Source organism: Brevibacterium sp. FAM 24630, from assembly GCF_049804075.1.
Taxonomy (GTDB): Bacteria; Actinomycetota; Actinomycetes; order Actinomycetales; family Brevibacteriaceae; genus Brevibacterium.
Window position 1 is genome coordinate 64,526 of the sequence record NZ_JBNBZD010000001.1, and the last position, 26,995, is coordinate 91,520.

Sequence of the window (26,995 nt, forward strand, 5' to 3'; positions counted from 1 at the left end):
CTATCGGAGTGAGCTGGACAGATCATCGCAGCCACAATCGCCGAGGCGGCCGTCCGTGGTCACGGACGGCCGCCTCGGCGAAGGGGTGGGTTCGAGACTCACCGCCCGGTGAGCTGCCAGGCGTCCTCTCCGCTGGCTTCGACGACTTCGAGCCCGGTCTCCGGGTCGATATCACCGACGCTGAAGTCTTCGGCGTGGCCGACACCGTGGGCGTAGCGGTCGCGTCCGTGATCCGACGACTGCGAGCCGGGGTTCGACGACTGTCCGTAGTCCTCGAACTCCTCGTCGTAGTCTCCCGCCGCCGAGGCATGCCCGGACTGGCCATGGTCCTGTCCTTCGGGTTCGGCCGCGGCCCCGGAGGAGTCATCTTCGGGCGGAGTATCGCCCTTGATGATGGCCAGGGTTCCCGGCAGGTCGTCGGGGCGTACGAGCACATCGCGGGCCTTCGAACCCTCGGAGGGCCCGACGATGCCGCGGGACTCCATGAGGTCCATGAGCCGGCCGGCCTTGGCGAAGCCGACACGCAGCTTGCGCTGGAGCATCGACGTCGAACCGAACTGGGTGGTCACGACCTGTTCGACGGCCTGGAGCAGGAGGTCGAGATCGTCGCCGATCTCCTCGTCGATGACCTTCTTGGGCGCCTCGACGGCGACGTCTTCGCGGTAGTTGGGCTTGAGTTGGCCCTTGACGTGGTCGACGACCTTCTCGATCTCGGACTCGTTGACCCAGGCACCCTGGACACGCATCGGCTTCGCCGCACCCATGGGCAGGAACAGGGCGTCACCCTGACCGATGAGCTTCTCCGCACCGGGCTGGTCGAGCACGACTCGCGAGTCGGCCAGCGAGGAGGTTGCGAAGGCCAGTCGTGAGGGCACATTGGCCTTGATGAGGCCGGTGACGACGTCGACGCTGGGACGCTGGGTGGCGAGCACCAGGTGGATGCCGGCGGCACGGGCCAGCTGCGTGATGCGCTGGATCGAGGCTTCGACGTCGCGCGGGGCGACCATCATGAGGTCGGCGAGCTCGTCGACGACGACCAGCAGGTAGGGGTAGGGCTGGAGGACGCGTTCGGATCCGGCCGGCGGATGGATGCGGCCCTCGCGGACGGCCTTGTTGAATTCCTTGACGTGTTTGAACCCGTACTGGGCGAGGTCGTCGTAGCGGGCGTCCATTTCGCGCACGACCCACTCGAGCGCCTCGGCGGCCTTCTTCGGGTTCGTGATGATCGGGGTGATGAGGTGCGGGATGCCCTCGTAGATCGTCAGCTCCACGCGCTTGGGGTCGACGAGGATCATGCGCACCTCGTCGGGTGTCGCGCGCATCATGATCGAGGTGATCATCGAGTTGACGAAGCTCGACTTACCGGCACCGGTGGCACCGGCGACGAGCAGGTGGGGCATCTTCGACAGGTCGGCGACGACGAATCCGCCCTCGACGTCCTTGCCCACGCCCATGACCATCGGGTGGTCGGTCTTGCGGGCGGCCTTCGAACGCAGCACATCGCCGAGGGCGACGTTCTCACGGTCGGAGTTCGGGATCTCGATGCCGATGGCCTTCTTGCCGGGAATCGGCGAGAGGATGCGGACGTCGGCGCTGGCCACCGCGTAGGAGATGTTCTTCGACAGCGCCGTGACCTTCTCGACCTTCGTGCCGGCGCCCAGCTCCACCTCGTAGCGGGTGACCGTGGGGCCACGGGAGAATCCGGTGACCTCGGCGTCGATTTTGAACTGCTCGAGCACATCGCGCAGGGCTTCGACGACGCGGTCGTTGGCCTCGGAGCGTTCCTTCGCGGGAGGTCCGGGCTGGAGGTTGTCCGAGGCGGGCAGGGTGTAGGTGACGTCGCCGGCCAGCGTGAGCTGTTCGACGCGTTCGGGCAGCTGCTCCGTGGGCGGCGGCGGGGGTGCATTCGTCACCGGCACCGGCGTCGAGGCGGCTGCGGACTCGGACTTCTTCGCCTGGTTCGCGTCGTCGTCCATGCCGATGGTCTTCTTGAGCTCGGCGACCTCGCGTTCGGCCTTGGTCGGACGGCGCTGGCCGGGCTTGAGCTTCGGTTCGGTGTCGATGACCGTGGTGTCGGCCTCTTCGTCGCTGACATCGTCTTCGTGGATGTAGGCCTTGTCGTAGGCCTTGGTGACAGCGTCGTCGTCGGACTTCTTGTCGGAGTCCGGGATGTCGGTCTTCTTCTTCCGGCTCCGGCGCTTCGCGCCCATCACGGGCTTGAGGTCGGAGGTGCGGCTGTTGTCGGCGACGAGGTCGACGGGGTTGCCCTCAGAGTCCACCTCGGCGGTCCTGCTGGGTCGGGCACCGCCGGTGAGTCGGTAGTACAGGTCGGTGAGACGCTTCGGAATCGCGCGCACCGGGGTCGCGGTGACCACGAGCAGGGAGAAGAGTCCGAGCAGGACGAGCAGCGGCACCGCCACGTAGACGGTGGTCGCGACGACCAAAGGCGAGGACACGACGAAGCCGAGGGCTCCTCCCCCGTTGGCCATGGCTTCGCGGGAGTTCGTGAAGGACGGGTTGCCGGCGGCGATGTGTGCCAGGCCGGATGCGGCGAGCAGGCCGAAGATCATCCCGATGAGGATGCGGTTGTTGCCGCGATTGTCGTCGCCGCGCAGGAACAGGCGGATCGCGTAGCAGGTGAAGATCACGGGCAGGGCCAGGGCCACTCGCCCGAAGGTGCCTTCGACGATGCCGCGGACGCCGTCGCTGATCGCGCCGGGGATATTCCACCATTCGAAGGCGGCGATGACGATCGAGAGGCCGATGAGGAAGAAGGCTGTGCCGTCCCGCTTCGTCGGTGACTGATCGGTCGGTTCGTCGCTGAGAGTCTTTCGCGCACGGTTTCCGGCCATGTGGGCCACTCCCCTCCATGCACCGGTGACAACGTTTGTCCCGGGTTCTTCGGTCCCCGCTTGACCGGACCGACCAGCGTTTTTGCGCGCTGTGCGTTTCCCGGAACCAGAAGCGGGGGAAGTCGTTCTGGTTGCCATGTCTCTCATCTTAGGACGATATTGCGCTCCTGCCCAGCAAATCCGCAGGTTTCGGCGTGTGGCGAGGCGGGTGGTGTGGCGTGTGGTGGACGAGCCGTGCCGGACAAGTATCGACGTCAGCTGGGGTGTCGGAGGCCCGATCAGCCGGATGTTCCACCCCTGAAGTTCGCCGAATTCGAAGGAACCTCATCCCGGGCACCGTCTCGCCTGGGTTGTCTGGTCGATCCCTCGTGGCTTCCCGAGCGAATTTCGCCGTGGATCCGCCGGCAAACCCGTCTGCACCCCAAACGTAGGTCACCTTCGGAGAGAAATTTCGCGAAAAAGTATCCATTACCGACCTATGTTTGCCCGAAGCCGCTGCTGCGGATGCGCGAGCTGCCCTGCGAACACGATCTCCTCGCCGGTGATGCCGCCTCGCGTGCGACCGATGAATCTCAGAACCGAGTCGCCTGAAGCGGTCGTCCTGCACGAATCTCGCAGAAGTACACCTCGCCGGTCGTTCTGGGCCGTTGTTCCCGCGCCGCGTCCGCCCTTTTCGCCCACTCAGCGCAGGCGGCCCCACTCGCCCGTGCAGGTTCAGCGGGTGGCGTAGAGGTGTTCGGGCCTGCCCGTCGACCCGTACTGCAGGGAGACGGTGATCGTGCGCGCTTCGGCGAGCTTCGCCAGATGCCGCTGCGCGGTCGCGCGGGAGGCCCCGACCGCCTCGGCGACTTCGAGGGCCGTCATCGGACCGCTCGCCTCCTCGAGGGCTTCAAGGATCCGACTCGTCGTCGACGACCCGGCCGGACTCGCCCCGGATCCGCCCGACGCGGACGCATCGTGGAGGTTGCGCAGCTGACGTTCCAGATCGGCCTGCCCGACCTTCTCCCGCTCCCAGTACCGACGGAACCGGGCATAGCGACGGAGGAAATTCTGCAGCACCTCGGCCGCGAAGGGTTTGACGATGTACGTCATCGCCCCGGCCCGCAGCGAGGCCCTCACCACCTGGGGATCCGTCACCGCCGAGAGCACGATCGCATCGATATCGGTCTCACGGACGAGCTCGACCCCGGTGCCTTCGGGCAGCACATAGTCCGCGAGCAGCAGGTCGACACCGCCGGAGGCGATGACCTCGCGCGCCGTCTTCAGGTCGCGCACGGGTTCGAGCGCGGTGAAACCGGGCACCTCGTCGACGTAGCGGGCGTGGATCTGCCCGACGAAGAAGTCGTCATCGAGCACGAGAACGTTGACCATCATCTCTCCTCAGATCGCTGTGAGCTGTCGTCTGCCGTATCGTCGAGCGCCTCGGGCAGGACCATTCCGAAGCTCGCCCCGCCGAGGTCCGGATCGCGGCCGTCGATGAGCCACACCCGGCCGCCTCCGGACTCGGCGATGCGGCGGCTGAGTGCGAGACCGATGCCCAGCCCATGAGCGTCCCCGGTCCCGGTTCCCGTTGTCAGTCCTATGCCGAAGTCCGTCGCCGAGGCGGCCTCGACGGTGGAGAATCCCTCGTCGAAGATCGTCTCCGACAGGTCCGCATCGACCCCGTCGCCGGTGTCCGTGACGACGGCGTGGAGTTCGGCGCCGGCGCTGAGGAGCTGCACTTCGACGCGGCCGCCCGATCCCGGGAATCGGTGCCCGGCAACGGCCGCACGCACGGCATTGTCGATGAGGTTGCCGAGGATGAGTGTGACCGCCTCGGGATCGCGGACCGTACCCACAGCCAGTGAATCCGGGGTCACGGCCAGGGTCACTCCCGCCTCGGCGGCAGTGGTCCCCTTGGCCTCGAGAACGGCACGCAGATACGGGTCGGAGATCAGATCGATGTCCTCGACTGGGGTCGTGATCGGCCCGGTGCCCAGCAGCGAGGACAGATACGTGTGGGCCTCGTCGGTGGCTCCGGTGTCGACGAGGCCGAGCACGGTGTGCAATCGGTTGGCGAACTCGTGGCGCTGGGTGCGCAGGGCCCGCGCCATGGCCGTGACGGATTCGAGCTGCCGAGCCATGGCGAGCATCTGGGTCTCATCACGCAGAGTCACGACCCCGCCGACGGACACCCCGTCGCGCTGAACCCGCACAGCGGTGGCCAGGAGGATCCGCTCACCGATCGTGATCCGCCGGCGCAGGGCTCCTTCGGCCGGGGCTTCGGCCATCATCGCGGTGATTTCGTCGGGCACGTCGATCTCGTCATCCCCGTCGAATCCCCGCGCCGAGGCGGCCCTGCCCGTACCGGCGACCCTGTCCTCCCCCGAGGCCGCCCCAAGCAGCTCCTTCGCGTTCGAGTTACTCAGGGTCAGCGCGCCGTCGTTGCCGAAGCCGAGCACTCCGTCGTCGAGACCGCGCAACACGGCTGCCTGGTCTCGCGCCATCTCGGCGAGCTCTTCGGGCCCGACTCCGAGAGTCTCCCGACGCAGCCGACGCCCGAGCAGGTACGACACGACACCTCCGAGCGCCAATGCCAGCACGGCCACGGTGCCCAGCAGCAGCATCTCCCGGCGCACATCGGCATCGAGCACCGAGGCGTAGATACCCACAGACACTTCGCCGACGACCGTCTTTGAATCCTCACTCGAATAGATCGGGACCTTCGCTCGAACGGTCTCACCGAGCGTGCCCGATTCGTGGGAGACGTTCTCGCGTCCGGCCAGCGCCTCATCCGGTGAGGTCGAGACCTTGTGCCCGATCTTCGTGCGGTCCGGGTGAGTCAGCCGAATGCCGCGGTCGTCGGTGATGACGGCGAAGCTGATACCAGTACGGTCACGCAGATCGTCGGTGATCTTCAGCATCGACTTCACAAGCTGCTCATCGGGCGCAGAAGCGTGCTCGGCCGAGGCCTGTGTCGCGGCGGCCCGGACATCCGGGTCGATCGCGAGAGTGCGGGCAGTGGACAGCGCTTCGGTCTCGGTCACCTCGGTGACGGTGCGCGCCCCCATCCACCCGAACACCCCGGTCACCAGCGCCAGGATGACGACGACGAGCGCGAGCTGAGAGATCAGCACACGACGGGAGAACGATTGGCGGGGCCTTGGCACGCGGCAAGCGTAGACCGGTTTGAGCGCAATGCGCAAAAGGTGGTCAATGATCTAAACGCCATCAGTGCACACAAGCGCGCGAAGCATGTGACCTGGACCCTACGGTGTTCTCAGCCTCACATTCGCCTTCGAAGGAGAAGCTCTCGTGCTCGTCATCCTCGGTTTCGCCATGATCGGTGTCTTCATGACGCTGATCATGACCAAGCGACTCTCACCGATCCTCGCACTCATCCTCGTGCCCACGGTCTTCGGCCTCTTCGCCGGAGCCGGTCTGGGCATCGGAGAGATGGTCATGGACGCGATCGCCTCGATGTCGTCGACGGCAGCGCTGCTGCTCTTCGCCATCATCTACTTCGGCATCATGATCGACGTCGGCCTCTTCGACAAGCTCGTCGAATTCATCCTCAAGGTCGCCGGCCACGACCCGGTCAAGGTCGTCATGGGCACCGCCCTGCTCACCGGAGCGGTCTCCCTCGACGGCGACGGATCGACGACATTCATCGTCGTCACCGCCGCAATGCTGCCGATCTACCAGCGCCTCGAGATGCCCCCGGTCGTGCTCACCTGTGTGGCCGGTCTCATCAACGGCACGCTCAACATCGTCCCCTGGGGCGGGCCGACCGCACGTGCGTCATCGGCGCTGCAGATCGACGCCAACGAGATCTTCGCCCCGATGGTGCCCTCGCTGGTCGCGGGTCTGCTCGTGTGCTTCCTCTTCGCATATCTGCTCGGCCTCTCCGAGCGTCGTCGCCTGGCGAAGAACGGTGTGGCCTGGGTCGAGGAGTCCGGATCCGGCCGGTCCCGGTCGGATCTCGTCGGCGCCATAGCCGGAGGCAAGGCGGGCCGATCGTCGACGACGACCACCGCGGGCAAGTCAGCGACGGCAGGCACCGGGCAGGCAGCGACTGCGAGCGGGCACGGCACGGCCGCCTCGGGGACGGGATCGGACGGCACCGCCACCGAGGCGACCCTCGACTCCCCTGCCCCCGCAACTGGATCCGCCGGTTCGGGTTCGGCCCTGGCGAACACCGCGCTCGATCCCCATCGCGCGACACTGCGGCCGAAGCTGTTCTGGTTCAACCTCGCACTCACCGTGGCCGTGATGGTTCTGCTCATCGCCGACATTCTGCCGCTGCCGTACCTGTTCATGATCGCCACCGTCATCGCGCTCATGGTCAACTTCCCGAAGATGAAGGACCAGCAGGAGGAGCTCGCCAGCCACGCGACTGCGATCATCTCCGTCGTCGCCATGGTCATGGCCGCGGGCGTGCTCACCGGAATCATGTCCGGCACGGGAATGGTCGATGCGATGGCCGCGTGGCTCGTCGACGTCATCCCGAACGCGATGGGCCCCTATATGGCCGTCATCACCGGTCTGCTGTCGATCCCGATGACGTTCTTCATGAGCAACGATGCCTTCTACTTCGGCATCCTGCCCGTGCTCGCCGAGACCGCTTCCCACTTCGGCATCTCGGCAGCCGACATGGCCCGCGCTTCGATCACCGGCCAGCCCGTGCACATGCAGTCACCGCTGGTGCCGGCGATCCTGCTGCTCGTGTCCCTGTCCGGCGTCGAACTCGGCGACCACCACAAGAAGGTGCTGTGGCGGGCACTCATCGTCGCCCTCGTCATGCTCGCCGTGGGTGTGGCCATCGGCGTCATCGGAATCGGCTGAGCGGAGCAACCATGACTGATCTCTATTCGACTCCGCACCGCCGCTTCCCGGCCCCCACCCTGCGGGTGACGGCGTCACCCGGTCTCGGATCTGCGACCGCGACCGTCGTCCTGGCCCTGCGAACGGATGCCTCGGAGGCCGTGCTCGAGCAGGCGATCGCGGCGGCCCGACGTGAGAACGCCTGCGTGCGGGCGGTCGTGTTCGGCACGGACACGACCACCGCCCCGTCGACGTCCCCTCTGGCCGAATGCTCCCGTTTGGGCACCGCCCTCGCCGAGGCGGGCCTGGAGTTCGAGGTCCACCGTGCCGGTTCCGACCTCGCCGAGCAGATCCTCGACCTGGCCTCCACGCATGCGGCACGGCTCATCGTCATGGCGGCCAAACGCCGCTCCCCCGTGGTCAAGCTGCTGCTCGGGTCGAGTGCCCAGCAGGTGATCCTCGAAGCCGACTGCCCGGTGCTGTTGGTGAAATAGAGCAGTCGGGTTCAGATCCCGCCGAGGCCACGGCCCGGCGCGAGGATTCCGCGCGGGTCGAGCAGGTCCTTGATCTCCTGCAGCCCGCGACTGCCCGGCAGCGGCCCCCACGCGTCGAGTTCGTCCCAGACCGGCGCCGGAGCATGGAGCAGCCGTGCGCTGATGCGGTGCAGGCCGAAGGAGCGCAGGTGTTCGAGCACGACGCGTGTGGCCACTCCCGGTTCGGTCTCCGGGGCGCCGACTCCGAGTTCGACACGTCCCGACGCACTCCCCCGCAGCTGCAGCGGATAGCCGATCGCGGTTTCGAGCCGGTCGATCGTCGTGAGCAGGCTCGGCAGGAAATCCGGGGCCACGGACACACTGATCGTCACGGGAGTCCGCACCCGTGTGCCCCACCAGCTCGGACGGGCGCAGGCGGTGGCGCCGGGGATCCGCTCGACGAGGCGGTCGCTCTCGGATTCGACGAGCTCGCCTGGGCCTTCGAAGAGGACCACCGTCGCCGCCGGTGAACCGGGCGGGCGTTCGAGGACGACCGCATCCGGCACACGGCGAGCGCCCACGAGGGCGGGGGCCGCCTCGGCGCCGGGTATCCACACGAATCCGCGGGATTCGGGTCGGGCTCTGACACGGATTTCGGCCTCGACGATGATCGCCCTGCTTCCCCACGAGCCCGTGACGAGTCCGGGCAGCTCGCAGCCGGCCAACTCCGGCGAGAGTCCTTCGGTGGTGCGGGCGATGGTCCCGTCGGCGCCGACCGTGGTCACGGCCAGCACCGTCTCGGGCAGTCGGGGACGGTTGAGGTGGGCCGGGCCGGTCGCGGCCGTGGCGATCATCCCGCCGAGGCTGGACCCGGCATTGATGCGATCAGCGGGCAGGTCGGCGAGGATCTCCTGCCCTGCGTTCTCAAGCTGCCGATTGAGTGCGCTGATCTTCGCTCCCGCACCGGCACGAAGGGTCTTATCGTCGCGGGAGTGTCCGGCCACCTCGGCGAGTCCGGACAGGTCGAGCAGCAGCCCCGGCGTGGGCGCGGGCGGATGGTCGTCGAAGGCGGTGCCGCCGCCGAAGACGGCGACGGTGCGGGATTCGGCATGGGCGCGCGAGAGGAGTTCGGAGAGCTCGGCGATGCTGCCGGGGCTGGCCAGCCGGGGCAGTTCGTCAGTGGTCCGGGTCATCCCTGTCTCGGTTCCTGCTGGTGGTGGCACTGCTGGTCGCTCTTCGTCGTTGCGGTTGTTCTTCGTCGTTGCGGTCGTTCCTCCGACCGTTCCTCTGTGCGGTCATCGGGCCGCGCCGATGTATGTCGAGCTTAGCGAAGAACGCCCCCGAAATCGGCGCTCTGGGCACAGATTTCGGGGGCGTTCGGTGTCAGCACCGAATCCGGATCACGGCATGCGGGCGTAGGCCGGCAGGGTGAGGAAGTCGACGTAGTCGGGAGCGAGCGCGACCGAGACGAAGGTGTCGGTGGCGTCCTTCCAACCGGCGTCGTCACCGGGCAGCTTCGCGACCTCCTCGGCGACGACGCGCTCGACGAGCTCCTTCGTCACCTTCTCCCCCGAGTCGAGGGTGATGCCGGCATCCAGCCACTGCCAGACCTGGGACCGGGAGATCTCCGCTGTCGCGGCATCCTCCATGAGCCCGTTGATGGCCACCGCGCCATTGCCCTCGAGCCAGGCGCGCAGGTACTGGATGCCCACGGAGACGTTGGTGCGCAGACCCTGCTCGGTCATCGACCCCGGGGTCGACTTCACATCGAGGAGATCAGCGGCGACGACATTGACGTCCTCGCGCTTGTTCTCGATCTGGTTCGGCTTGTCGCCGAGGGTCTCGGTGAAGACCTCCTTGCAGAGGGCGACCATGCCGGGGTGGGCGACCCAGGAGCCGTCGAAGCCGTTGCCGGCCTCACGGGACTTGTCATCGCGGACTTTGTCGAAGGCGGCCTTGTTCTCAGCCTCGTCCTTCGACGGGATGAACGCGGACATGCCGCCGATGGCGTGCGCCCCGCGCTTGTGGCAGGTGCGCACGAGCAGTTCCGTGTAGGCGCGCATGAACGGCACGGTCATCGTCACGTCCGAGCGGTCCGGCAGCAGGTAGTCGTCGCCGCGCGAACGGAAGTTCTTGATCACGGAGAAGATGTAGTCCCAGCGACCGGCGTTGAGACCGGCGGAGTGCTCGCGCAGTTCGTAGAGGATCTCCTCCATCTCGAAGGCCGCGGGGTAGGTCTCGATGAGCACGGTCGCGCGGATGGTGCCGCGGGCCAGGCCGAAGGCATCCTCGGCGACCTCGAAGACCTGGTTCCACAGACGGGCCTCGAGGTGGGATTCCATCTTCGGCAGGTAGAAGTAGGGACCCTTGCCCTTCTCGATCTGGATCTGACCGGCAGTGGAGAAGTAGAGGGCGAAGTCGACGAGCGAGCCCGAGGTCTCCTCACCGTCGATGCGGATGTGCTTCTCCGGCATGTGCCAGCCACGGGGGCGGACGACGATGGTCGGCAGCTCCTCCTCGGGGGCCAGGGTGTAGGACTTGCCCTCGGGCGAGGTGAAGTCGATCTCGCGGTTGAGCGAATCGAGCAGGTTGATCTGGCCCTGGATGACCGAATCCCACTGTGGGGTGTTCGCATCCTCCTGGTCGGCCAGCCACACCTTCGCACCCGAGTTCAGGGCGTTGATCGTCATCTTCTTGTACGTCGGTCCGGTCATCTCCACCCGGCGGTCCTCGAGGCCGGGTGCCGGCGGTGCGACCTGCCAGCTCGGGTCGTTGCGGATCTCGGCGGTTTCGGGCAGGAAGTCGAGGTCCTTGCCTGCGGCGATCTCGGCCTGACGTTCCTTGCGAGCTTCGAGACGGGCCAGGCGCTCGCCGTTGAACTTCCGGTGCAGGTCGACGATGAGCTCAAGCGCTTTGGGGGTGAGGACCTTTTCAGCCCCGTCCGGCAGCTCACCGGTGATCTCCATCCCGGCGGGGATGTCCAGGTTTTCGATATGAGCGGTCATCGATGGTTCTCCTTAGTCAGCACAGAGTTGCTGCGTCTTTGTCCGCACCGCGTGGTGCGGAGTTCTCGCTGGTCAACGGGGTTTGGCCTGCGAAACTTTCACATCGTGAAAATGTATGTTCACACAACGAAAGACTATGAGGTGATGCACGTCTCGTCAAACCCTATCCCGGATTCGAGACGGTGTGTTCGTTGACTCCGCGACGCGGGCCGGAGACGATGTGCAGAGCACCATCTTTCGTGGACTCGCCGAGGCGGCCGACCAGCACCGACCACCCGAAGTTCTCGGTCGGAGAAGGGACAGCGTCGCCCAGGCTGCGTCCTTGGATCGACGCGGCAACGACGCCGCAGATCGGACTCGCAGTGGACAACCTCGCTGTTGCAGCTCTACTGGCCCTCTCCCCCATTCTGTTGGCGGGAATCCTCCTCATCGGCTTTCGCTGGCCGGCCAAATACGCGATGCCCGTCGGACTGATCGCCGCCGCGCTCGTGGCGAACTTCGCGTGGAAGATCGAGTGGGTGACGATCGGCGCCTCCGTCGTCCAAGGTCTCCTCGTGGCGATCGGTCTGCTGTGGATCGTCTTCGGCGCGCTTCTGCTGCTGGCCACGATCACCCGCTCGGGAGCGATCGAGACGATCCGCTCCGGCTTCATCGCGATCTCACCGGACAGGCGTGTGCAGGTCATCATCATCGCGTGGCTCTTCGGCTCCTTCATCGAGGGCGCTGCAGGCTTCGGCACCCCGGCGGCCGTCGTCGCTCCGCTCATGCTCGCCCTCGGCTTCCCGGCGATCGCCGCGGTCCTCGCCGGTCTCATCATCCAGTCGACGCCGGTGAGCTTCGGCGCCGTGGGCACACCGATGGTGCTGGGCATCGGCACCGGACTCGCACAGGAGGACGGATCGATGTCGGCCGATGTCGCCGCACGTGCCGGGCAGCTCGGTCTCAATCAGGCCGAGTTCGTCGCCCACACCGCCGCACAGGTCGCTCTCATCCACGCCATCTGCGGTATCCTCATCCCGCTTCTTCTGGCCTGCATGATGACCGGGTTCTTCGGAGCCAATCGTCGGTTCGCCGATGGACTGGCCGTCGCTCCGTTCGCGATCTATGCGGCGCTGGCGATGATCGTCCCCTATCTCATCGTGGCGAATCTGCTCGGACCCGAGTTCCCGTCCCTGCTCGGTGGTCTCATCGGTCTGGCGATCGTCGTGACGACTTCGCGGATGGGCTTCCTCATGCCGAAGAAGACCTGGGACTTCGCGCCCAGGGAGAAATGGCCGGCGTTCTGGATGGGCACCGTCGACCCGAACAAGGAGAAGGCTCAGCTGCAGAAGAAGATGTCGATGGTCCGCGCCTGGTCGCCCTACCTCATCGTCGTCGCGCTGCTGCTCATCACCCGCAATGTTCCGGCTATCAAGGAGTTCCTCAACGGCCCCGCGGTGATCAAGATCGACGGCATCTTCGGCACCGCGATCAACCAGAACATGGATCTGCTGTGGTCCCCGGGCGCGATCTTCGTCCTCGCCTGCGGGCTGACCTACTTCATCCATCGGATGACGAAGAAGCAGATCGCCGGGTCCTGGCAGATCGCCGGTTCGCAGATCGCCGGTGCCGCCGTGGCCCTGCTGTGTTCCCTGCCGCTGGTGCGTGTCTTCATCAACTCCGGTGCCGATTACAACGGGGCCGGGCTCGAATCCATGCCGGTCACCCTCGCCGAGGCGGCCGCCTCGACCGTCGGAGACGCGTGGCCGCTGCTTGCCCCGTTCGTCGGTGCTCTCGGCGCGTTCATCGCCGGTTCGAACACGGTCTCGAACATCATGTTCTCGCAGTTCCAGTTCTCGACCGGCACCGCCATCGGTGCGGCCAGCCCCGAGACGGTCGTGGCCGCGCAGGCCGTGGGCGGTGCCGCGGGCAACATGGTCGCCGTACACAATGTGGTGGCCGCCTCGGCGACGGTGGGGCTGGTGGGCCGCGAGGGCGAGCTCATCCGCCGCACGTCGGTCCCGATGCTCATCTATTCGCTGGCTGCGGGCGCCTTGGCGTTCATCGGCCTCAACGGCCTCGGGTTCAATGCCGGCACCGTCGTGCTCACGGCACTCATCGTCGGCCTCGCCGTGGCCGTCGTCCTCGCCCGCAGGTCACCGGGCAAACCCCTGCCGGGCATCGAGGTCGGTGCCGGAGGCCATGCAACTCAGGGCGACGGCAACGGCTCTGCCGCCGGCGGTTCGAACGGCGGCACGACTGGCACAGGCGCTGCCGCCGGCGATTCGCACAGCACCGGCGCGGAGACCAACGGCTCTGCCGCCGATGGCTCTGCCGCCGATGACGACGAGCCGGAGCCCACCGCCCGCGCCTGACACCCGCTTCGGCGCCGGAGCGTGCATCAAGATGGGCGTGCCCTGACACCACATTTGGTACGCGGATCACCACATTTGGTGCAGGTCGCATTACATTTCGTACCGTGCATCAGCTTTTTTACTGATGCACGGTACGAAAAGTGGTTAGTGAGACGAGCAGGCGCATGGAAGCGCCCACGCAGGCCTGTGAATGGCATCAGCGCGGTCGTCCGACTTCAGCTCGGGGCAAAGACCGTGCTGTTTCCGGACGACCGCGCTGAAAAGCACACGCCGTGGGCGCAGGAACTCGTAGGCGCGCTGCCAATGTTGCTCGGCAATGCGCGCGCTGCCAATGTTGCTCGGCAATGCGCGCGCTGCCAATGTTGCTCGGCAATGCGCGCGTTGGCAAAGGTGCTGCTCGGCAATGCGCGCTTTAGCAAAGGCGCTGCTCGGCGCGCTGCTGCTCGGCGATGCGCGCTGCTGACGGCAGGCGGCCCTCATGAGCGCGCCTGCCGACAGAGCCGACTCAGACGATGACGACCATAGGGACGATCATCGGCTTGCGACGCAGCTTCGACGACACCCAGCGGCCGACCGTGCGGCGCACGACCTGCTGCAGCTGGTACTGGTCGGTGGTGCCGTCGCGCAGAGCATCCTCGACGGCCTTCTGGACCTTCGGCATGATCGAGTCGAAGACATCGTCGGACTCGGCCACACCGCGGGCATGGATCTCGGGGCCGGCGATGAGCGACTTCGTCTGCGAGTTCACGGCCATGAAGATCGTCACGAAGCCCTCACCGGACAGGACGAGACGATCCTTGAGGTCGGCCTCGGTGATCTCGCCGACCGACGAGCCGTCGACGAAGACGTAGTTGCAGTCGACAGCCCCGACCACCTCGGCGTGGCCGTCCTTGAGGTCGACGACCCAGCCGTCGTCGGCGAGGACGATGTTGTTCGGGTCGACTCCGGTCGCCTCGGCGTGGCGGGCATTGGCCAGCAGGTGGCGCCATTCTCCGTGGACGGGCATGACGCCGCGGGGCTTGACGATGTTGTAGCAGTAGAGCAGCTCGCCGCCGGAGGCGTGGCCGGACACGTGGATCTTCGCATCGGCCTTCGAGATCACGCGTGCACCGAGCTTCATCAGGCCGTTGATGACCTTGAACACGGAGTTCTCGTTGCCGGGGATGAGCGAGGAGGCGAGGATGACGGTGTCGCCGTCGCCCACGTCGACGCGGTGGCTGCGGTTGGCCATGCGCGACAGTGCCGCCATCGGCTCACCCTGAGATCCGGTGCACATGAGGACGATCTGGTCCTCCGGGTAGTCATCGACCTTCTTGATGTCGATGAGCGTACCGTCCGGCACGTCGAGGTACCCGAGGTCGGCGGCGATCTTCATGTTGCGCACCATCGACCGGCCGACCAGTGCGACCTTGCGTCCGTGGGCGGTCGCAGCGTTGAGCACCTGCTGCACACGGTGGACGTGGGAGGAGAAGGAGGCGACGATGATCCGGCGCTCGGCGGTGCCGAAGAGGTTTTCGAGCACGGGCCCGATGTCCTTCTCCAGCGCGGTGAAGCCGGGGACCTCAGCGTTCGTCGAGTCCGTCATGAACAGGTCGACGCCCTCTTCGCCGAGGCGGGCGAAGGCACGCAGGTCGGTGATCCTGCCGTCGAGCGGCAGCTGGTCCATCTTGAAGTCACCGGTGTGGAGGATATTGCCGGCCCCGGTGCGGATGAACACGGCCAGGGCATCGGGGATCGAGTGGTTGACGGCGACGAACTCGAGGTCGAAGGGACCGAGCTGATCGACATCGTCTTCTTTGACCACGCGGGTGATCGGCTTGATCCGGTGTTCTTTGAGCTTGGCTTCGATGAGCGCGATCGTCAGCTTCGAGCCGAGGATCGGGATGTCTCCCTTGCGGCGCAGCAGGTAGGGAACCGCGCCGATGTGGTCCTCGTGGCCGTGGGTGAGGACGAGGCCGACGATGTCGTCGAGGCGGTCATCGAGGTACGAGAAATCGGGGAGGATGAGGTCGACGCCCGGCTGGTCCTCTTCGGGGAAGAGCACGCCGCAGTCGACGATGAGGAGTTTGCCGTGGTACTCGAACACGGTCATGTTGCGCCCGACTTCGCCGAGGCCGCCGAGTGCGACGATGCGGACGGCTTCCTTATCCATCCTCGGCGGACGGGACAGTTCTTGGGTCAATGCATTATTCACTGAGGTAACCACTCCTGGTCAATTGGGCGGTGACGAACGCCACCTGCTCCTCATCAGCTGGGAGCAGCGGCATCCGCACATCGCGGTTGTCGAGTATTCCTTGGGCCTGCAGAGCGGCCTTCGCCGAGGTCACTCCCGGCATGTGGTTCATGAGCGCATCCACGACATCCGCGGTATCGCGGGAAAGGATGCGGGCGGTGTTGAGATCGTTGTTCGCCACTGCGGCCACCATCGCCGCGAAGCGGTCGGAGCACACGTGTCCGGCAACGGATACGAGTCCGAGCGCGCCGAGGGACAGCAGCGGCAGGTTGAGGGCGTCTTCGCCGGAGTAGTAGACCAGCGATGAGTTGTTCATCACGAACGAGGACGCGAAGAGGTCGCCTTTGGCGTCCTTGACCGCGAGGATGTTCGGATGATCGGACAGCCTCAGCAGCGTATCCGTGATGATCGGTGCGCCGGCCCGTCCGGGGATGTCGTAGAGCATCACCGGCAGGTCGGTCGAGTCGGCGGCCGCGCGCATGTGCGCTTCGATCGCCGGCTGCGTCGGCTTCGAGTAGTACGGGGTGACGATGAGGATGCCGTCGGCTCCCGCATCGGCCGAGCGCCGCGAGAGTTCGATGGTGTGGGCGGTGACGTTGTTGCCGGTTCCGGCGATGATCTTCGCCCGGTTGCCGATGACCCCGCGCACGACGCGCAGCAGTTCGACCTTCTCGTCGTCAGTCGTCGTCGGTGATTCGCCGGTGGTCCCGGAGACGACGAGCATGTCGTTGCCGAGCTCGACGAGGTGGTTCGCCACCTTCTCCACGGACGCATAGTCGATGCTTCCGTCGCGTTTGAATGGGGTCACCATTGCCGTGCCGACGGTACCGAACGCGTCAATGGCAGTCGCTGCTGCCCTGTCACCGAGAATCGCCATAGTCCCAGGATACCGCCCACGTCGTCTCACGAGTGCAGTGGTCCACCCGCGTTGCGGATGGACTTCGTCGCGAATCACGCGCACGAGCGATCACGATCCGGTGAACATCCTCACGGGATCGCGTTGTCCGCGCCCTCGCGCCCCCGGCTCCTTTCCCTCACCGAGGCGGCCCCGCCGTTCGTCGGTGAGAGACAGATCACGGCCGGTGGCCGGGAGTCGTTTACGCTTGGACCCTGCCCGCCACCGAAACCGAAGGAGTTTTCGATGACCCGCACCCGCATCCGCGATTTCCATGATGATGATCTCGACGGAATCATCCGTCTCTTTGAGGCCGCCATGCCGGAGTCTGCGGCGACCGCTCCCCCGCTCTATCCGCTTTCCGAAGTGCTGGCCGCCTGCCAGCGCAATCAGGCGGTCGTTGCCGTGCGCGATGAGGAGATCGTCGGCGCCGCCGTCGGCCGTGCCGCCCATGGACAGGGCGTGCTCGTGTTCTTCCATGTCCTGGAGAGGGTGCGTGCCGATCCGGGGCAGGGACCTCGCGCCGAGGCGGGGCTCCTCGATGCGCTCGAACGTCGCCTCATGCCGCTGGGTTTGGGCAAACTGTCGATGCTCATTCCCGCCGGAACCCCGGCCTGCGATGGTCTTGTGGCCAATGGTTTCGAGGCCCGTTCCGGGTTGAAGTACGTCGAACGGCACCTGCCCGTCCAGCGCCGTGAGCTCGACCGGCTCAAAACAGTCGGAGGACGGATCCTGCCGCGCCACCTCTGGGACGGGGTGAGCGGAATGCAGGAGGAGAAGGACATGCTCGAGGACCGCCTCGTCGTGCCTTTGGCCGAACCGGATCTCGCCGATCATTTCGGGGTGGTCCCACCTCGAGCGGTCATGCTCTTCGGTCCTCCGGGGACGGGGAAGACGACGTTTGCGAAGGCGGTGGCGTCGCGTTTGGATTGGCCGTTCGTCGAGGTCTTCCCCTCACGCCTCTCCGGTGAACCCGGTGGTGTGGCCGCTGGTCTGCGCACGACGTTTGAGCAGATCAACGAGCTTGAGCATGCTGTTGTGTTCATCGACGAGGTTGAGGAGATCGCGTCGAAACGCGGCGGTGAACCGCCCTCGCCGACTCAGGGAGTGACGAATGAGCTGCTCAAACAGGTCGCGGAGTTCCGGGACCGGGAGGGCCGGCTGCTCATCTGTGCGACGAACTTCGTCCGTGCTCTCGATGCGGCGTTTCTACGGCATGGGCGTTTCGACTACGTCATTCCGATCGGTCTGCCCGATGCCACGGCCAGGGAGGCGATCTGGTCGCGCTACATTCCCGAGCACACGATCTCCGGTGTCGATCTTGCGGTACTCGTCGATGCCAGTGATGGGCTGACCCCGGCCGATATCGAGTACGCGGCCCGGCGTGCTTCGCAGGAGGCCTTGGCATCATCACTGCGTCAGGAGCTGGTCGACATCGCTTCCCGGACGGATGTGCTGTCGACGGCCGACTATCTCGAGGCGCTGCGTGCGACCCGTGCGACCGTCTCCGACGAGACCGCCCGGCAGTTCGGCGAGGACGTGCAGACCATCGCGCGGCTGTGAGCTCCGCCGCGTGGGCCTAGACGATCATCGGTGCGCACACGCATGCCCGATTGCCGTCCGGGTCTTCGAGGACCCAGTACGAGGGAGCCGCCGCATCAGAGACAAGGCGTCCGCCGGCCGATATCGCAGCGGCGATCCTTCCCTCTGCCTCATCGTGGCTGACCCACACATCGAGATGCCAGCGTTGGTCGACGGCTGAGTCCGGCAATGGGAACCGGCTGTCGGTCTTGGGTTCCTGCCACCACAGAAGCGTATTCACCTGTCCGCTGGGGTCGACGAGATCACCGTTCGAGTGGATGCCGGCCGGCACACCGTCGAGGAGGGCCGCATAGAACGGTGACACACGATCGCTGGCCGAAGTGTTGAGAGCGAATTCCGCTTGGATGAGATGCGTGGTGTCCGCGGGCAGTCCGACATCAGCTGCGATGGCGCTGATCTCTCGTGCGAGGTCGATCTCGGAAGCTGTCACGCCCCCAGCGTCAATGCTGGTCAGAGTGATGATGACCTGGCCGCCGGTGAGGAGGACTTCGGGAGGATGGGTCACCGCACCGGGGAGCTCGCTGATGCGGCTGACGAAGGCTGCCGCATCGGTGAAGCTCCGCGGGAGAAATCGAGCACGGATCGGGCCAGCCAGCTGCCTCCAGTCGTCGAGACCGGCGTCGGCGATCCGAGCGGGGCTGAACACTTCTTCACTCATCTCGACGCTCTTCCTCTCAGCTTTCGAGCAGCTTGTCGGCGGTTTCGATGAGCATACGCGCCATCGTCCGCGGATTCGGTCCGTGCCCGGCGACGGTGGCGAGGTCGAAGCCGTCGATGATCGCGGTCAACGTGTCGACCACCTCGGCCACGGTGAGCCCGCCGAGGCGGAACTCGCCCTTTTCCACCCCGTCGTCGATGATCTGCCGGAACAGTCCCCGCCAGCCGTCGAAGACGGCGTCGACGCAGTTCTGCAGCCCCCGGTCGGTGCGGGCGACGGTGACGAGTTCGAGCCAGATCCGGGATCGCTGCTCGTGCCTGCCGACCTCGTGAATGGCGGCAAAGGCGGTGTGCAGGCGATGCCGCGCGGTGTGTCCACGGTTGTCCTCGCGAGCATTCGCGATCTTCTCGATGTCGGTGAGCACGGTCGCAGTGTGAGATGAGAACGACTGCGCGAGCAGCTCGTTGCGGGAGGCGAAATAGTACTGCACGGTCCCGACCGACATGCCCACCGCACTCGCCACATCGGCCAGTCGCACGGCGGCGGGCCCACGGTCGACGATGACGTCGAGGGTGGCCCGGATGATCGCTGATCTCTTCGCTTCGGCCCGTTCGGGCGGCTGCGCCGGACGGGGACTCATGCCGGAACAGTCCGCTGCCAGGCCGCGATCTCGGTGGCCGCGGTGAGTCCCTCGTACACGGCTTCCTCGACCGTGCGCGGGGCCAGCGCGTCGCCGATCACCGTCACCGAGGCGGTCCCGAAGTCGAGATCGACCGGCACCGATCGCGGTGCTGCCGAAACGATCGTGGCGGCGACGTCTGCGACCTCATGGACGATTTCGCACAGCGTGGATTGCAGATACCCGGTGTCGGCGTCGACTCCGACGAGCCGAGCGTCGTTCAGGAACTCGATGCGCCCGGTCCGCAGAGCTTGAGAAACGAGCAGGGTGCGCGTGCACTGCTGGATGGCGGCACCCGCGAAGTTCGCCGCGGTCGCCAAGGTCACGTGCCGGCCGGCCGCGGCCAGTCGCAGCGCGATGCCGAGGCCGATCCAGTCGCCTTTCCAATCCGTGACGAGCACCCGGCCGGTCGGCAGGTTCGGGTCCTCGCGCAGATATTCGCGGGCTCCGATGACGAGAGAATCGTCGGCGATCTCGAGCGCGGGCAGACGCTGCTGGGCCCCGGTGGCGACGATGACATGATCGGGGACGATGTCGTCGATCAACGCCTGGGTCACCGGCGTCGAGGTGCGGATGTCGACGCCAGCGCGGGCCGCCTCGGCGGACAGATTCGTCGCAGCTCCCCCGAATTCGGATCGATACGGAAGTTCCTGAGCCAGCAGCACAGCTCCGCCGAGGTGGGGCTCCTTCTCACACAGCACCACCTCGTCGCCCTGTTCGCCGGCGACGGCCGCGGCTTTGAGCCCGGCCGGTCCCCCACCGATGACGAGGACCTTGTCTCGGGCGCGAACGCGGGGTCGGGGCAGGAAGGTGAGTTCGCGACCGGATTCGGGGTACTGAATGCACGAGATCGGCACTCCCTGCTGGAAGTGACCGATGCAGGCCTGGTTGCAGCCGATGCAGGCACGGATCTCGTCGACTCTGTCGGCCTGGGATTTGTTCGCGATCTCGGGGTCGCAGATCATCGCGCGAGTCATGATCGCCATGTCGGTGCGGCCCTCGGCGATGGCCGCTTCGGCTTCATGGGGCTGGTTGATGCGGCCGGCGACCATGACGGTCTTATCCGTGATCTTCTTGACCTGCTCGGACAGGTTCGTCGCATAAGCGGCCTCGACCTGCATCGAAGGCACGATATGGACTGCTCCCTGCAGGGTCGAGGAATCGCCGGCTGTCACGGAGTAGTAGTCGAGACAGTCGCGGCCGTCATGGTCAAGGCCGTCGAGATGGTCGATGAGGTCGAGGATCTCGGTGGCGACGAGTCCGTCTTCGGTCTTCTCCTCTCCGGAGATCCGCAGGCCCACCACTGCGTCGGGACCGACTGATTCGCGGACGGTTGCGACCACCTCGGCGAGGAACCGGCGGCGGTTCTGCGGACTGCCGCCGTATTCGTCGGTGCGGGTGTTGACTCCCGGATTGAAGAACTGGATCGGCAGGTAGCCATGGCTGGCGACGATCTCGACGCCGTCGATGCCGGAGTCGGTGATGCGTTTCGCGGCACGGCCGTATCCGGCGATGATGTCTTTGACCTCGGCGGTGGTCAGCGCTTCGGGGACGACCTTGAATCGCTCCTGCGGTTCGTCGCTGGGGGCTTTGGCTCGCGGGGCCATGCCGCGCTCACCGTCCATGACCTCCCGGCCCGGGTGGAAGAGCTGAGCGAAGATCGTGGCACCGTGGCGGTGGACCGCCTCGGCGACGGCTTGATATCCGGGCACGGAGGATTCGTCGGTGGCCATGAGCACGTGGCTGGTGTAGCGGGCGGTTTCGTGGACGCCGGAGACCTGCAGGACGATGAGTCCGGCTCCGCCCTGCGCGCGGGCTTCGTGGTACGCGACGAGATCGTCGCCGATGTGACCGTAGTCGTCGAGGACGGTGTCATGGCCGGAGGAGACGATGCGGTTGCGGACGGTCAGGGGGCCGAGGGCGATGGGGTCGAAGAGGTGCGGGAACAGCTGAGACATGATCGTCCTTGATCACTCGAGGATGCGGCTGACCCCGTTATTCATATCACCATATGACGAATGGCGGCAAGGGTTCGTCCTCGCACAGATCCTCGAGGCAGGGGACAGTGCCGGAGCAGTCATGGCATAAAGATGCCGTGGCCGATCCGGCATCGGCCACGGTTGCCCTGAACTCGTGTGAGAATCGTTCCATGAGCTCTCAGCAGGCGAACTCCCACCGCGGGCACGGATCTGACCCGGCCACCGCCTCGGCGATGGTGGCTGACCGACTCAGCCCCGCCGGTCGACTCATCGGACTCGATGCCGCCCGCGGGATCGCACTGCTAGCGATGATGATCACCCATATCTTCGCGCTGGCCGACGAAACGGGGATGCCGACCTGGGCGGCGGTCTTCGCCGGTCGCGCCTCGGCGCTGTTCGCCGTCCTCGCGGGCTGTTCACTGGTCCTGTCCACCCGCGGGCGGCTCTCCGAACGGGGCCGGCTGCGCGATGCCGCGCCGAGCGTGCTCATCCGGGCGGCGGCGATCGTGCTCGTCGGACTGTGCCTCGGGTCGATCTCCACGCTGCTCGCGGTCATCCTCGTCAACTACGGGATCATGTTCGCCCTCGCTCTGGTGTTCCTGCGTCTGCGGGCCGGTGCGCTGTTCGCGATCGCCGGGGCGTGGATGCTCATCTCCCCCGCGGTCTCGATGCTCGTGCGGTCGACGTACTTCCTCGAGCCGAGCTACCTGCCGATGGGCTTCTTCGACTTCGCGACTCCGGGGACGATGCTCACCGATCTCCTCCTCACCGGCTACTACCCCGTGCTGCAGTGGATGTCCTACATTCTGCTGGGCATGGCCGTGGCCAAGCTCGACATCGACAGGCATCTGCTCGGACTGTTCACTGCCGGACTCGGACTCTTCATCCTCGGGCGCGGCACCTCCTGGATCCTGCTCAACGTCTTCGGCGGCGATGCCGCACTCGTGCAGGACTCGCAGATGTGGGGCATCGATCTCAGCGCGGCGCTGTTCACCGGCAGCTACGGGGTCACTCCCGCGACCTCGTGGTGGTGGCTGGCAATCGCCGGACCGCATTCGGGCACACCGTTCGACCTGCTCTCCACCGGCGGGACCGCGGTGATGACGATCGCGGCGTGCCAGGCCGCCGCGGTGCTGTTGGGACGCAGGTCCTGGGCACTCGCGCCGCTGTCGGCACCGGGATCGATGCCCCTGAGCGTCTACGCGGCACATGTGGTGCTGATTGAGATCACCCGGCCGCAGATCGTCGGCGACCCGGTCGAAGGTGCGGCGACCGTGGCCGAGCAGACCACGGAATACTCGATCCACGCACTGGTCTTCGTGCTCGTCCCGCTGCTGTGGAAGATGTGCGTCAACTCGCGCGGACCCTTGGAAGGCGGAATCGCGGCTCTTATTCGGGCGTCTTCGCTCAGGCGCCCTGCTTCTGCCCTTCGCGGAAGAGGCTGATCGACTTCCGCATCGTCGCCCGGGCGCGTTTGCGATCCCCGCTGGCGTCATAGGCGCACGAGAGTCGGAACCAGGAGCGCCAGTCTTCGGGGGCGGATTCGGCTTCGGCCTGGTATTTCACGAATTCCCGATCGGCGGCTTCGCGGATGATCTTCCCGCCCGGCGTGCGCGGCAGATCGTCGACGGGCAGTCCGCCTTCGGCGCCGAGGATGCGGGCAAGCTTCTCGGTCCGTGCTCCGAAGATGAGTTCGACGGTGAGCGTCCACGCGCCGATGAGCGGGAGAACGAACAGGGCGATGCCCATGATGCGCGGGATGAGGTCGGGTTCGCGCACGAGGATCCACGCCCGCTGCCCCATGAGGACGAAGTAGAAGACGAGGACGACGGAGACGATGATCGCCCCGATCTTGGCCTTCGACATCAGAGGTCGAGCATGTTCTCGAGGCCGTGGATGAGCCCCGTGTAATCGGCGATCGAACGCACCGCGGTGATGATGCCGGGCATGAACGCCGAGGTGGAATGCGAGTCGGTGCGGATGGTCAGTGCCTCGCCGTCGGAGCCGAAGAGGATCTCCTCGTGGGCGTTCATGCCCTGTTGGCGGATGGCGTGGACATGGATGCCGTCGATGACGGCGCCCCGGGCACCCTGCGGGTCGGATTCCGTCGAGTCGGGCACAGCGGGCAGTCCGGCGGCGTTGCGGGCCGCGGCGATGCGCTGGGCCGTGTGGTTCGCGGTGCCCGAAGGTGCGTCGAGTTTGCGGGTGTGGTGGATCTCGACGACTTCGGCGGAGTCGAAGTAGGGGGCGGCGAGTTCGGCGAAGCGCATCGCCAGAACCGCACCGATCGAGAAGTTCGGGGCGATGAGCACCGCGGTCTGCGGATGAGCCTCGAGTGTCGATGACAGCCGGGCCAGGCGGTCGTTGTCCCAGCCGGTGGTGCCGACGACCGTGTCGATGTCATGTTCGACGAGGAAGGTGACGTTGTCCTCGGTGGATTTGGGCACGGTGAGTTCGACGGCGACGTCGATGTCCTCATCGAGCAGGGTCTCGAGCGAATCGCTGCTGCCGAGTGCCGCGACGAGTTCGATGCCCTCGGCGTTCTCGATCGCTTCGACGGCGTGGGATCCCATCCGCCCCTTGGCTCCGATGACGGCTACGCGAATGCTCATGTGTCTTTGACTCCTTGTGTGATGATCCCGGCGATCTCCGCCAGCCAGTCTAGCGACCCAGGGGGGTGACTCCTCACATCCGGTGCCCCAAAGAACACTCCCATTTGCTACCTGACGGCGGCGCAGCAACCTGGCGCGAGGTTGCTGGGCAGCCGTCAGGTGCTTCTGGGCGGACTCCTACGGCAAGCAATTGTGCGGTAGAGGTCAGTGAGGCGGAAGGATCGGCAGACGCGGCCCTGCGGTTCGAGGATCGTCGGCGAGCCGGGCGCAGACTTCGGTGTCATATCGGATGCCGTCATAGAGCAGCTTCTGGCGTTCGCGACCTTCGATGATGAAACCAGCGTTCATCGCCACTGCGGCCGAGGCGGGGTTGTTCACTCGGTACCCGAGTTCGAGTCGATAGATGCCGAGTTCGTCGTGGAGGTGATCGACGAGGCTGCGCAATCCCGCCGAGGTCAGCCCTCGGCCTCTCCCCTCGGCGGCAGTCCAGTAGGAGATCCACGCAGTCGAGTGCCGGTGTTCGATCCCGGAGGCCATGACGTTGCCGAGGATACGTAGATCAAATCCGTCGGCATGATCAACGACGGCGAAGGCACAGACCTTGCCCTCCGCCTCGGAGCCGGTGACGATCTCGATCCACTTACGAGCACCATCGGGACTGCGGTCGTCGGGAACGTTCGACAGCAGAGCCGCGTCGGCCTGCTCAAAGACGCGGCCCAACCCTGCGGCATCATCGTCTCGCCAGCGCCTGAGGTTTGCGTTCATAGGATCACCCTGACTTCGACCATGTGTGCGATAGGCACTCCCTCCACACACGTGACGGCGGCCCAGCTACCTCGCGCAAGGTTGCTGGGCCGCCGTCAGGTAGCAATTGGGGTCAGCCGAGGAGAAGGCCCTTGGTCTGTGCGACAGCGCGGTCGAAGCGTGCGCCGGCGTCGGCCCAGTTGACGATGTTCCACCAGGCCTTGACGTAGTCGGGCTTGACGTTCTGGTAGTCGAGGTAGAAGGCGTGCTCCCACATGTCGAGCTGCAGAACGGGGGTGCCGCCGAGCTGGATGTCGGACTGCTGGTCCTTGAGCTGTTCGATGAAGAGGTTTCCGCCGAGCTGGTCGTAGACGAGGACGGCCCAGCCGGAGCCCTGGATCGTGGTGGCTGCGGTCGTGAAGTGCTCGCGGAACTTGTCGAACGAACCGAACTGGTCGTCGATGGCTGCGGCGAGTTCACCGACCGGCTTGTCTCCACCGTCCGGGGACATGTTGTTCCAGAAGATCGAGTGGTTGACGTGTCCGCCGAGGTTGAATGCGAGGTCGCGGGTCAGCTTCGGCACGTTCGCGAGGTTGCCGGACTCGCGGGCCTCGGCCAGCTGCTCAACGGCGGTGTTGGCGCCCTTGACGTAGGTGGCGTGGTGCTTGTCGTGGTGCAGCTCCATGATGCGAGCCGAGATATGCGGCTCGAGAGCGGAGTAGTCGTAGGGCAGTTCCGGAAGTGTGTACTGCTCAGCCATGAGATTCCTCCTGATGAGATTTGATGACCACCACATCGGTGGCTTCATTTCGACCCTATCCCAGGGTCTCATCTCGGACAACAAGGGTTCCCCGAGTCCTATTCCCTTTTCCGCTGATCAGCCCGTCGAAGACACGACCGCCCCGTCTCGATGACACATGAGCCCCTTTCCGCTTCTCAACCGAGGTTGCGCGAGATGAGCAGCCGCATGATATCCGAGGTGCCCTCTTCGATCTCCTCGAGTTTGGCGTCGCGCATCCACTGTTCGACCGGGTGTTCGCGTGAGTAGCCCCACCCGCCGAGCGTCTGCACCGCCGCCCAGGTGCAGAACATCGCCGTCTCCGAGGCGATGAGCTTCGCCATCGCCGCCGCAGCCGTCATCTTCTGCCGCTCCACCGCGTCCCCAGCGTCGAGCATCCGTGCGGCGTTGAGCACCTGCAGCCACGCCGCATCGATGCGCGAGGACATGTCAGCCAGGCGGAAGGCCACAGCCTGGTGGTCGATGATCTTCGTCCCGAACTGCGTGCGCTCGTGCGCGTAGTCGCGCGCGTATTCGAACGCCGCCCGCGCCGTGCCCAGGGCCGCCGCCCCGAGCACGACCCGTGAGATGTCGAAGGTGCGCATGAGGCCGTAGAAGCCCTTGCCCTCCTCGCCGAGGCGGCCCGACGTGGGCACGAATGCGTCGGAGAAGAAGATCTCCCGGCATACGATCGCCCGCTGGCCCATCTTCTTCATCGGCGCCCCGAACTCCATCCCCTCGGTCTCGCGCGGCAGCAGGAAGGCGCTGATTCCGCGTGAGCGCTGAGTCGGGTCGGTCTTGGCGAAGACGACGTAGTAGTCCGCGAGTCCGGCATTGGAGATCCACGCCTTCTGCCCGTTGAGCACGTATCCGCCGTCGACGGCGTCCGCGCGTGTGATGATCGACGCCGAGTCCGATCCGGATCCCGGTTCCGTCGTCGCCAGTGCGGTGATCACCGGCTCCGATCCGGTCAGGGGGCGCAGCCAGGCCTCCTTCTGCTCATCGGTGCCGAGCGCGAGGATCGGATCGGCGAAGAACCCGTTCGAGCACACGAAGTTCCCGATGCCCGGGTCGCCGAAGCACAGCTGCTCCTGGACGAGGCACTGGGTGAAGACATCGGTGAACCCGCCCCCGCCGAACTCATCGGGGACCATGAAGTCCGTGATCCCGAGCTTGGCGGCGGCCCGGAAGATGTCGACGGGCGATTCGGTGTCGGCTTCGTCGACGCGGCGTCCGGCGGGCCGGATCGTGTCCGCGGCGAATCCGCGCACCAGGTCGAGGATGTCATGCTGTTCATCCGACAGCGGCCAAGGCGTGTAGCTCATGCT

Annotated in this window: 21 protein-coding genes; 5 read left to right on the forward strand and 16 right to left on the reverse strand. The window is 66.0% G+C overall.

What is annotated here, in order from left to right:
• Positions 1-98: 98 nt before the first annotated feature.
• The 3 genes from ACPUD7_RS00290 to ACPUD7_RS00300 all read right to left on the reverse strand — a co-directional run bounded on the left by ACPUD7_RS00290 (position 99) and on the right by ACPUD7_RS00300 (position 6,001).
• Positions 99-2,852 carry a DNA translocase FtsK 4TM domain-containing protein gene (locus tag ACPUD7_RS00290; protein WP_425118776.1) on the reverse strand — a complete coding sequence of 918 codons (2,754 nt, stop codon included), beginning with the start codon at positions 2,850-2,852 and terminating at the stop codon, positions 99-101.
• Between the two features lie 714 nt (positions 2,853-3,566).
• Positions 3,567-4,226 (reverse strand): response regulator, encoded by a 660-nt coding sequence (locus ACPUD7_RS00295; RefSeq protein WP_240689735.1) that lies wholly within the window; start codon positions 4,224-4,226, stop codon positions 3,567-3,569.
• Positions 4,223-6,001, reverse strand: coding sequence for an ATP-binding protein (locus tag ACPUD7_RS00300; protein ID WP_425118778.1), 1,779 nt, complete (start codon positions 5,999-6,001; stop codon positions 4,223-4,225). Before ACPUD7_RS00300 ends, ACPUD7_RS00295 begins: the two co-directional genes overlap by 4 nt.
• 145 nt (positions 6,002-6,146) lie before the next feature.
• On the opposite strand from ACPUD7_RS00300, the gene ACPUD7_RS00305 reads away from it, so the two are divergent.
• Both ACPUD7_RS00305 and ACPUD7_RS00310 read left to right on the forward strand, forming a co-directional pair.
• Positions 6,147-7,676, forward strand: a complete 1,530-nt coding sequence (locus ACPUD7_RS00305; RefSeq protein ID WP_425118779.1) for a CitMHS family transporter — start codon at positions 6,147-6,149, stop codon at positions 7,674-7,676.
• 11 nt (positions 7,677-7,687) lie between these two features.
• Positions 7,688-8,149 carry a universal stress protein gene (locus ACPUD7_RS00310; protein WP_135539349.1) on the forward strand — a complete coding sequence of 154 codons (462 nt, stop codon included), beginning with the start codon at positions 7,688-7,690 and terminating at the stop codon, positions 8,147-8,149.
• An 11-nt stretch (positions 8,150-8,160) separates the two neighbouring features.
• Here ACPUD7_RS00310 and ACPUD7_RS00315 read toward each other — a convergent pair whose 3' ends face one another.
• From ACPUD7_RS00315 to ACPUD7_RS00325, 3 genes are all read right to left on the reverse strand, one after another.
• Positions 8,161-9,321: an FAD-binding oxidoreductase gene (locus tag ACPUD7_RS00315; protein ID WP_425118780.1), complete on the reverse strand. Its 1,161-nt coding sequence runs from the start codon at positions 9,319-9,321 to the stop codon at positions 8,161-8,163.
• Between the two features lie 207 nt (positions 9,322-9,528).
• Positions 9,529-11,133: a malate synthase A gene (gene aceB, locus ACPUD7_RS00320; RefSeq protein ID WP_135539353.1), complete on the reverse strand. Its 1,605-nt coding sequence runs from the start codon at positions 11,131-11,133 to the stop codon at positions 9,529-9,531.
• A gap of 163 nt (positions 11,134-11,296) precedes the next feature.
• The gene (locus ACPUD7_RS00325) at positions 11,297-11,503 is read right to left on the reverse strand and encodes a hypothetical protein (RefSeq protein WP_135539355.1); all 207 of its coding nucleotides are present in this window, start codon (positions 11,501-11,503) and stop codon (positions 11,297-11,299) included.
• On the opposite strand from ACPUD7_RS00325, the gene ACPUD7_RS00330 reads away from it, so the two are divergent.
• The gene (locus ACPUD7_RS00330) at positions 11,496-13,487 is read left to right on the forward strand and encodes an L-lactate permease (protein WP_425118781.1); all 1,992 of its coding nucleotides are present in this window, start codon (positions 11,496-11,498) and stop codon (positions 13,485-13,487) included. The genes ACPUD7_RS00325 and ACPUD7_RS00330 overlap by 8 nt on opposite strands.
• Positions 13,488-13,992: 505 nt before the next feature.
• Here ACPUD7_RS00330 and ACPUD7_RS00335 read toward each other — a convergent pair.
• Positions 13,993-15,639, reverse strand: a complete 1,647-nt coding sequence (locus ACPUD7_RS00335) for a ribonuclease J (protein WP_135539665.1) — start codon at positions 15,637-15,639, stop codon at positions 13,993-13,995.
• Positions 15,640-15,673: 34 nt separating this feature from the next.
• Positions 15,674-16,597 carry a 4-hydroxy-tetrahydrodipicolinate synthase gene (dapA, locus tag ACPUD7_RS00340; protein ID WP_425118782.1) on the reverse strand — a complete coding sequence of 308 codons (924 nt, stop codon included), beginning with the start codon at positions 16,595-16,597 and terminating at the stop codon, positions 15,674-15,676.
• Positions 16,598-16,861: 264 nt separating this feature from the next.
• Here dapA and ACPUD7_RS00345 point away from each other — a divergent pair, with 264 nt between their 5' ends.
• Positions 16,862-18,178: an AAA family ATPase gene (locus ACPUD7_RS00345; protein WP_425118783.1), complete on the forward strand. Its 1,317-nt coding sequence runs from the start codon at positions 16,862-16,864 to the stop codon at positions 18,176-18,178.
• Between the two features lie 16 nt (positions 18,179-18,194).
• Here ACPUD7_RS00345 and ACPUD7_RS00350 read toward each other — a convergent pair whose 3' ends face one another.
• Genes ACPUD7_RS00350 through ACPUD7_RS00360 form a run of 3 tightly spaced genes read right to left on the reverse strand, consistent with a single transcriptional unit; the run spans position 18,195 to position 21,512 of the window.
• Positions 18,195-18,875, reverse strand: coding sequence for a VOC family protein (locus ACPUD7_RS00350; protein WP_425118784.1), 681 nt, complete (start codon positions 18,873-18,875; stop codon positions 18,195-18,197).
• A 16-nt stretch (positions 18,876-18,891) separates the two neighbouring features.
• Positions 18,892-19,515, reverse strand: coding sequence for a TetR/AcrR family transcriptional regulator (locus ACPUD7_RS00355; RefSeq protein ID WP_135539363.1), 624 nt, complete (start codon positions 19,513-19,515; stop codon positions 18,892-18,894).
• The gene (locus ACPUD7_RS00360; protein WP_425118785.1) at positions 19,512-21,512 is read right to left on the reverse strand and encodes an FAD-dependent oxidoreductase; all 2,001 of its coding nucleotides are present in this window, start codon (positions 21,510-21,512) and stop codon (positions 19,512-19,514) included. Before ACPUD7_RS00360 ends, ACPUD7_RS00355 begins: the two co-directional genes overlap by 4 nt.
• Before the next feature lie 191 nt (positions 21,513-21,703).
• Between ACPUD7_RS00360 and ACPUD7_RS00365 the strand changes: the two genes are divergently transcribed.
• Positions 21,704-22,978 (forward strand): heparan-alpha-glucosaminide N-acetyltransferase domain-containing protein, encoded by a 1,275-nt coding sequence (locus ACPUD7_RS00365; RefSeq protein ID WP_425118786.1) that lies wholly within the window; start codon positions 21,704-21,706, stop codon positions 22,976-22,978.
• Here ACPUD7_RS00365 and ACPUD7_RS00370 read toward each other — a convergent pair.
• The 5 genes from ACPUD7_RS00370 to ACPUD7_RS00390 all read right to left on the reverse strand — a co-directional run bounded on the left by ACPUD7_RS00370 (position 22,941) and on the right by ACPUD7_RS00390 (position 26,992).
• Entirely contained in the window at positions 22,941-23,399 is a 459-nt protein-coding gene (locus tag ACPUD7_RS00370) for a tetratricopeptide repeat protein (RefSeq protein WP_135539369.1), read from the reverse strand. The genes ACPUD7_RS00365 and ACPUD7_RS00370 overlap by 38 nt on opposite strands.
• Positions 23,399-24,145 carry a 4-hydroxy-tetrahydrodipicolinate reductase gene (gene dapB / locus ACPUD7_RS00375; protein ID WP_135539371.1) on the reverse strand — a complete coding sequence of 249 codons (747 nt, stop codon included), beginning with the start codon at positions 24,143-24,145 and terminating at the stop codon, positions 23,399-23,401. Before dapB ends, ACPUD7_RS00370 begins: the two co-directional genes overlap by 1 nt.
• Before the next feature lie 204 nt (positions 24,146-24,349).
• Positions 24,350-24,910, reverse strand: a complete 561-nt coding sequence (locus ACPUD7_RS00380) for a GNAT family N-acetyltransferase (protein ID WP_425118787.1) — start codon at positions 24,908-24,910, stop codon at positions 24,350-24,352.
• Between the two features lie 112 nt (positions 24,911-25,022).
• Entirely contained in the window at positions 25,023-25,649 is a 627-nt protein-coding gene (locus tag ACPUD7_RS00385) for a superoxide dismutase (RefSeq protein WP_135539373.1), read from the reverse strand.
• 176 nt (positions 25,650-25,825) lie between these two features.
• The gene (locus tag ACPUD7_RS00390) at positions 25,826-26,992 is read right to left on the reverse strand and encodes an acyl-CoA dehydrogenase family protein (protein WP_425118788.1); all 1,167 of its coding nucleotides are present in this window, start codon (positions 26,990-26,992) and stop codon (positions 25,826-25,828) included.
• Positions 26,993-26,995 lie beyond the last annotated feature (3 nt).

Coding starts and splice junctions, on each gene's coding strand:
- ACPUD7_RS00290 (WP_425118776.1), bottom strand. CDS start 2,852: ATGGCCGGAAACCGTGCGCGAAAGACTCTCAGCGACGAACCGACCGAT.
- ACPUD7_RS00295 (WP_240689735.1), bottom strand. CDS start 4,226: ATGATGGTCAACGTTCTCGTGCTCGATGACGACTTCTTCGTCGGGCAG.
- ACPUD7_RS00310 (WP_135539349.1), top strand. CDS start 7,688: ATGACTGATCTCTATTCGACTCCGCACCGCCGCTTCCCGGCCCCCACC.
- ACPUD7_RS00315 (WP_425118780.1), bottom strand. CDS start 9,321: ATGACCCGGACCACTGACGAACTGCCCCGGCTGGCCAGCCCCGGCAGC.
- aceB (WP_135539353.1), bottom strand. CDS start 11,133: ATGACCGCTCATATCGAAAACCTGGACATCCCCGCCGGGATGGAGATC.
- ACPUD7_RS00335 (WP_135539665.1), bottom strand. CDS start 15,639: ATGGATAAGGAAGCCGTCCGCATCGTCGCACTCGGCGGCCTCGGCGAA.
- dapA (WP_425118782.1), bottom strand. CDS start 16,597: ATGGCGATTCTCGGTGACAGGGCAGCAGCGACTGCCATTGACGCGTTC.
- ACPUD7_RS00345 (WP_425118783.1), top strand. CDS start 16,862: ATGACCCGCACCCGCATCCGCGATTTCCATGATGATGATCTCGACGGA.
- ACPUD7_RS00350 (WP_425118784.1), bottom strand. CDS start 18,875: ATGAGTGAAGAAGTGTTCAGCCCCGCTCGGATCGCCGACGCCGGTCTC.
- ACPUD7_RS00355 (WP_135539363.1), bottom strand. CDS start 19,515: ATGAGTCCCCGTCCGGCGCAGCCGCCCGAACGGGCCGAAGCGAAGAGA.
- ACPUD7_RS00360 (WP_425118785.1), bottom strand. CDS start 21,512: ATGTCTCAGCTGTTCCCGCACCTCTTCGACCCCATCGCCCTCGGCCCC.
- ACPUD7_RS00365 (WP_425118786.1), top strand. CDS start 21,704: ATGAGCTCTCAGCAGGCGAACTCCCACCGCGGGCACGGATCTGACCCG.
- ACPUD7_RS00370 (WP_135539369.1), bottom strand. CDS start 23,399: ATGTCGAAGGCCAAGATCGGGGCGATCATCGTCTCCGTCGTCCTCGTC.
- dapB (WP_135539371.1), bottom strand. CDS start 24,145: ATGAGCATTCGCGTAGCCGTCATCGGAGCCAAGGGGCGGATGGGATCC.
- ACPUD7_RS00380 (WP_425118787.1), bottom strand. CDS start 24,910: ATGAACGCAAACCTCAGGCGCTGGCGAGACGATGATGCCGCAGGGTTG.
- ACPUD7_RS00385 (WP_135539373.1), bottom strand. CDS start 25,649: ATGGCTGAGCAGTACACACTTCCGGAACTGCCCTACGACTACTCCGCT.
- ACPUD7_RS00390 (WP_425118788.1), bottom strand. CDS start 26,992: ATGAGCTACACGCCTTGGCCGCTGTCGGATGAACAGCATGACATCCTC.